We start from the raw sequence: 5,982 nt of genomic DNA, 5'->3' as shown, positions 1-5,982 counted from the left end.
TGCCCACCGCTTCGGCCGGATCGGCGTGCCACAGGTTCGCCAGCGTGTGCACGCAGTTGCGTTCCAGTTCGGTGGCACCGGGGTACTGGTCCCGGTCGATGATGTTGTAGGTCAGGTAGTCGCTGAACAGCTTCTCCGCCTCCGGCTCCACGGTGCTGGTGAGGAACGTGGCCAGGTTCGCGGCAGGTCTGATGTCGTCGCGCAGCTTGATCCGGACGGCGTTCGCGGCCGCCGACGCGGTCCAGCCTTGGGCGGGCAGGACGCCGGGCGCACGCGCGGTGGTCGTGGGTGGTGCGCTCGCGCGGCTGGCCGCCTGCGGACACGACATGGCGTGGACCTCCTTGGTGCGGGACTGGATCGGTCGGTAGAGAGCTCGCTGCGAGGCCTCCGGGGCGGCCCGGGAGGTCGTCCGCGGGGGTGGCGCCGCTTCGTCGAACCTAGGTTCCGCGGCTCGGCGCCCGACATGGTCAGAAAGTCCTGCTCCGCTCGGACTGGACCGAACGGAGCCCTCCGCGCTGCGCCGTCCGTGGCTCCCGCTGCGACATCCGGGCGAAATCGGTGGCCGGTCGGTCACTTCGGGGTGCGGTCGTGACGACATAGCCAGTGGGTGTAACGACCGGTCCGGCGCTGGTGGGAAGGCCATGCCCGGTGGGGAAGTGTCGTCACGCGAACGGCCCGAAAGGCCCGGACACGGCGGAGGTGCGCCGCAGTGCCCTGGTCCGCGCCGCCAACGAGCTCGCCGCGGCGAGCGGGGCAACGCCGCCCCGCGGGTCCGCGCGGGCGATGCCACCGAACCCTGTGGGAGTCACCTGATGGCCAATTCGTACCGGAGAGCCCTGGACACCGCGATCACCGCGATGATGCGCGAGGCCGTGGAGCACTCGGCGGCGCTGGAACTGGTGCTGGGGCAGGTGGACCAGCTCGTGACCCTGCGGGTCAAGCTGGGACGGACCGGACCGGTGGCCGGCGACGTGTACCGGGACGCGCTGCAGCGCGCCGCCGGTGCGGCCGGGGGCACGCAGGTGGTGCCGCTGCTGCAACGGCTCACCCCGCGCGAGCACGAGGTGCTGGGGCACCTGGTGCGCGGCAGCTCGAACCGGCAGATCGCCCGGTCGCTGGGGATCTCGGAGCGCACCGTGAAGAACCACCTGCGGGCGATCTTCACCAAGCTGGAGGTGGCCGACCGGACCTCCGCGGCGGTCAAGGCGCTCACCGCGGGGCGCGCGCCGGGGCACAACGGGTGGGCCGAACTGAACGGCAAACCGGCGGCGGAGTGGAACTGAGCGGTTGTCTTCGAAGTGGTCGTGCGGCAGGCGCTGCGGACCCGCGCAGGGATCGGGACGCGAGGGATAGTCCTGTCGGCCGCGGCCGTTTCGGGGGATCGGCCTCGGTGCTCGGGTCGATCTTCTACGCTCCACGGCATGGTCCCGCTCAGCCCGAAGTCGGTGTTGGAAGGCCGCAACAGCGACCGCACGCCGCTGCCGTTCATCATCGGGCTCGTCGTCTGCGGCTCGTGCTCGCTGGTGGCGCTGGCCTACTACGTGCTCACCGGAGGGGTGGGCAGCACGTTGCTGAGCGGGCTGCTGGCGTTGCCGACGGTGGTGGTGCTGGTCGGCCTGGTGCTGCTGATCGACCGGCTCGAACCGGAACCTCGGATGCTGCTGGTGCTGGCGTTCGCCTGGGGCGCCGGGGTGGCGATCGTGGGGTCGTTCATCGTGAACACGTTCGGCAGCTCGCTGCTGGTGCCGGTGTACGGGCCGGACATGGCCGAGCTGCTGTCCAGCTCGGTGATCGCGCCGGTGGTGGAGGAGACCTTCAAGGGCGTGTTCCTGCTGCTCCTGCTGCTGTTCCGGCGCTTCGAGATCGACGGGCCGACCGATGCGCTGGTCTACGCGGCGCTGTGCGCGCTCGGGTTCGCGTTCGTCGAGAACGTCCTCTACTACCAGGATCCGCTGCTGTCCGGGGAGCAGGTCGCGCCGGTGGTGCTGATGCGCGGGGTGATCTCGCCGCTGGGGCATCCGATCTACACCGCGATGACCGGACTGGGCATCTCGCACGCGGCGACGCACCGCGGGTTCGGGCGGGGCGTGGCCGTCGCGCTGGGCTGGTCGGCGGCGGTGCTGCTGCACGCGATGTGGAACTTCTCCACCGCGTTCGGCAACGGCGGGCTCGCGTTGGCCTACCTGGTGGAGCTGGCGGTGTTCATCGTGCTGGTGACGATCCTGCTGCGGGATCGCAGGCGGCTGGTGGCGCTGATCGGTGCCTACCTGCCGCCGTACATCCCGAGCGGTCTGGTCCAGCAGGCCGATCTGCAGATGCTCGGCACCATGCGCGGGCGCAAGCAGGCCCGCGCGTGGGCGCGGTCGCAGTCCGGGCTGATGGGTGCGCGGGCGATGTCCGACTACCAGCTGGCGGCCACTGAGCTGGCGCTGCTGCACGATCATGCGGTGCGGGCCACGATCCCGGTCGACAAGTTCCACGAGCGGCGCAACGCGATCCTGGGGCTGATGCGGGTGGCGCGGGACGCGTTCTTCCAGCGCGCGCCCAAGGTGGCGGCTCCGCCGTGGACGCCGCAGGGCGAGCAGTCCGGGTTCTTCCGGCCGTTGTCGAACCTCGAAACCGCGCGGTTGCCCACCTACCAGCCGAGTGCGCAGACGAGGCAGTTGCCGACCGCGTTGAGCACCACCCGGCTGCGGACCATGCGGATGTCCGCGCGGCGGGACTGGGCCGGGCACAGCGGTGGCTCGGCCGGGGGCGGTGCTCCAGGTGGGGGCGCGGCGCCCGGCACTCCTGCTTCTGGGACTCCTGCTCCTGGTACTGGGTCTCCGGGGAGTTCAGGTCAGGCGAATCCGGCGCAGGGCGATCCGGCCACGGTGCCGGGAACCACGGTGCCTGCGGGACGGACGGGCGCTGCGCCGGGTGGGCAGCCGCCGACGGGACAGCCTCCGGCGGGCAAACCCCCGGCAGGTCAGCCGCAGCCCGGCCAGCCTCCAGCAGGCCAGCCTCCGGCGGGTCAGCCTCCGGCGAACCGGCCGCCGCCCGGCGGTCCGCCTCCCGCGGGCGGGCGTCCGCCGCAACCACCAGCGCCGGGTCCACAACCCGATCGCCAGCAGCGGCCGCCCCAGAACCCGCCACCGCAGAACCCGCCTTCGCAGCACCCGCCATCGCGCTGAGCCGGACTCACCCCGCGCGGATCAGCGGCCACAGCCGCGACCACGGCATCATCGGCCCGTCGTAGCGGGTGACGGCGATGCCTTGCGCGATGTCGACCACGTCGAGCCGGGTCCGCACGGTGTCCAACTGCTGCTCATGGGCGAAGTAGCGCTGCAACGGCCGAGTGCTGCCCACGTAGAGCACCACCGTTGCGCTGTCCGGGGGAGCGCCGAAGAACCAGTAGCCGCGGTGCGGGCTGTACACCCTGGGCAGCCCGTACCGCGGACCTAGGGCGTCCATGGCCCCGGTGACGGTGTAGCTCTCGCCGACGATGGCGGTGCGTTCCCGAACGTCCGGTGGTAGCGCGTGGTAGCTGCGAGCGACCGTCTCGGTGAGTTCCGGCCAGCCCGTCTCGTACATCCTGCTGAAAGCCGCGAGCTGCGGGTGCCGCGCGATCACGGGCAACGGGTAGATCGGCAGCAGTGCCAGCGGCAGCAGCGCCGAGAGCAGGTAGGCCGGCCACGCCACCCACGACCATCGCCCGCCGCGCGCCCGCCGGTTCCCGAGCCCTGCCGCAGCGGCCGCGAACAGCATCCCGTAGAGCCCGGCGAGGTAGTTCGGCCTCCCACCGGCGATCACGTAGAACGCGAGAAGCGCGATCGAGACCCACGCCAGGAACCGCACCGGCCGCAGCTGCTCGTCCCGCAGCAGGAACCACACCCCGAGGCAGCACAGCACCGCGCCGACGACCACTCCGGAATAGAGCAACGCCGTCGGGAGGAACAGCGGCCGCGCGTTCTCAGCGTCGACGATCCGGCCCATGTCGAGCGCGGGCCAGCCGTTCGCGGCCTGCCAGGCCAACGCCGGTGCGGAGGCGACGGCCGCGACGCCGACTCCCGTCCACAGCAGGCGGCGCTTGAGCATCTCCCGCGGTCCGGCGATCAACACACCCAGCATCAGCGCGAAGCACAGCAGCGCGATCTGGAACTTGGTCTGCACACCGACTGCTGCGACGGCTCCGGCGGCGAGCAGCAACGCGTCCGAACGAACTCGCGTCCAGCGCACCACCAGCCACAGCAACAGCAGCCATTGCGGCGGTTCCAGCGTCGCCGCGGCCAGCCAATGCCCGCTGAGCAGCAGCCACGGCGAGAGCGCGTACGCGCAGGCGGCGAGGAACTGGGCGCGCCGGTCGCCGCCCAGCTCGCGCGTGATCAGCGCGGTGAGCACGATCCCGAGCGCGGTGACCAGCGCGGCCGGAGTCCGCAATGCGAGCAGCGAACCGGGGAACGCCGCGTCGAGCCCGGCGGCCAGCAGCGGCACCAGCGGCTGCTGGTCCATGTAGCCCCAGTCCGGGTACTTGCCCGCCGCGATGAAGTACAGCTCGTCGGACAGGTACCCGTAGCGGCTGCTGATCAGCAGCAACAACGCTGTGACGAGTCCGGCCAGCAGCACCGGCCCGCGCGCGAACGGTGGTGCCGAGTGCGGTGCCGCCGGTGCGGTGGTGCCGATCTGCTCGGTCGGTGCTGGCACCGGCTTCCCCTCGCCGTCGTCGTCGGATCGCGGGGAAGTTTACGAGACGCGAATCGGTATCGGCGCCCTTCCGGGTGAAGGTGGCGCGGGAATGGACGGCGTTGCGCGAATGCGCGGGAATGTGCACGTGCATTCAGCGTTCGGGAGACCACTGATGCCGCAGAAAGGCATCCCAAGCCAAATGCCACGGAAAGCGGTGCACGAACGCATCGCCGGTACCCGGCTCGTGCTGTTCGTAGACATCGTCTCCGGCCACAACCGCGACGCCCCACTCCGACAGCCGCCGCATCGCCTCCTGCACCGCAGGGAACGCGATCTGCGCGCGGTTGGAGAACGGCATCGCCACCACCGGCTGCTGCTTGCCGACCGCCTCCACCAGCATTCCCAGCGGCAGCGTGTCGGAGATCCCGGCCGCCCACTTCGCCAGGCTGTTGCAGGTGATTGGGGCGGCGATCATCCCGTCGGCCGGCGGCAGCGCGTCCGGTGCCTCGGGTTGCTTGTACCGGGTGCGCACCTGGTAGCCGGTCTTGGCCGACAGCGCCTCGGTGTCCAGGAACCGCTCACCGTCCGGTGAGGCGATCACGCACACCATCCACCCGTCGGCCTGAGCCAGTTCCACCAGCCGTCCCACGTCGCGCGCCGCCGGTGAGCCCATCGCGATCGCGTACAGCACCGGCTGACCGTTCTCGTGCACTGCGTCCCCCGTTGTCGTTCTCGGTGTTCTCGGCGGCGCTGGCCGCGCCAGGGTCCTCGGCGGCGCTGGCCGCGCTGAAGCCATCGGTGCCGTCGGCCGCACCAGGGTCAGCGGCGGATGCCGCACCAGGCGGCGAAGTGCGAAAGGCTGTTGGTGGACCGGGCGTCGCTGGCCGCCAGCGACTGCACCGTCTCGTGCACCTGCGGGTGGTAGCGGGTCAGCTGCGGGGCGATCCGCCGCGCGTGTTGCAGGCACTCCAGCGAACGCCGCCGGTCGCCGTGCAGCAGCCAGCCGCGGGAGAGGTCGATCCAGTAGTGCCCGCTGCGGCTGGGTGCCGTCGTCTCCGGTAATCGCACCGCGCTCGCCCTGGTCACCGCGGTGGTGCCGTCGGCGAGTTCGACCGGCACGGCCACCGAGTGGATGTCGACGTTGGTGGGGCCGAACTTGGTGCCGTAGTGGTTGGCCTCGTCCTGGCCGTCGGCGACCATCGCCCGCGCTTCCCGCAGGTGCTCGTCGGCGAGCTCGGCGTCGGTGGTGCGGGCGGCCAGGATCGCCGCGCGCAGGTGCACGGCGCCGCGCATCGCGGCGGTGGCGGGTGTCTCCGG

At 71.5% G+C, this 5,982-nt stretch carries 4 protein-coding genes and 2 pseudogenes; 2 read left to right on the top strand and 4 right to left on the bottom strand.

From position 1 onward, the window contains the following. Positions 1 to 328: pseudogene (locus IJH84_RS24610) on the bottom strand (glutamate decarboxylase); the annotation flags it as partial. Positions 329 to 812: 484 nt separating this feature from the next. On the opposite strand from IJH84_RS24610, the gene IJH84_RS24605 reads away from it, so the two are divergent. Then, positions 813 to 1,283 (top strand): LuxR C-terminal-related transcriptional regulator, encoded by a 471-nt coding sequence (locus IJH84_RS24605; protein WP_295149610.1) that lies wholly within the window; start codon positions 813 to 815, stop codon positions 1,281 to 1,283. A 138-nt stretch (positions 1,284 to 1,421) separates the two neighbouring features. Next, positions 1,422 to 3,173, top strand: coding sequence for a PrsW family intramembrane metalloprotease (locus IJH84_RS24600; RefSeq protein ID WP_295149609.1), 1,752 nt, complete (start codon positions 1,422 to 1,424; stop codon positions 3,171 to 3,173). A 7-nt stretch (positions 3,174 to 3,180) separates the two neighbouring features. Here IJH84_RS24600 and IJH84_RS24595 read toward each other — a convergent pair whose 3' ends face one another. The 3 genes and pseudogenes from IJH84_RS24595 to IJH84_RS24585 all read right to left on the bottom strand — a co-directional run. Next, complete coding sequence (locus tag IJH84_RS24595; RefSeq protein WP_295149607.1) at positions 3,181 to 4,683, bottom strand: glycosyltransferase family 39 protein; 1,503 nt, start codon at positions 4,681 to 4,683, stop codon at positions 3,181 to 3,183. Between the two features lie 133 nt (positions 4,684 to 4,816). Next, positions 4,817 to 5,377 carry a flavoprotein gene (locus IJH84_RS24590; RefSeq protein ID WP_295149605.1) on the bottom strand — a complete coding sequence of 187 codons (561 nt, stop codon included), beginning with the start codon at positions 5,375 to 5,377 and terminating at the stop codon, positions 4,817 to 4,819. A gap of 107 nt (positions 5,378 to 5,484) precedes the next feature. Beyond that, a pseudogene (locus tag IJH84_RS24585) lies at positions 5,485 to 5,982 on the bottom strand (XRE family transcriptional regulator); the annotation flags it as partial.

Origin of the sequence: Saccharopolyspora sp. (assembly GCF_017434145.1) — a bacterium.
GTDB classification, from domain to species: Bacteria; Actinomycetota; Actinomycetes; order Mycobacteriales; family Pseudonocardiaceae; genus Saccharopolyspora_C; species Saccharopolyspora_C galaxeae.
This window is presented reverse-complemented; position numbering and strand designations above follow the sequence as displayed.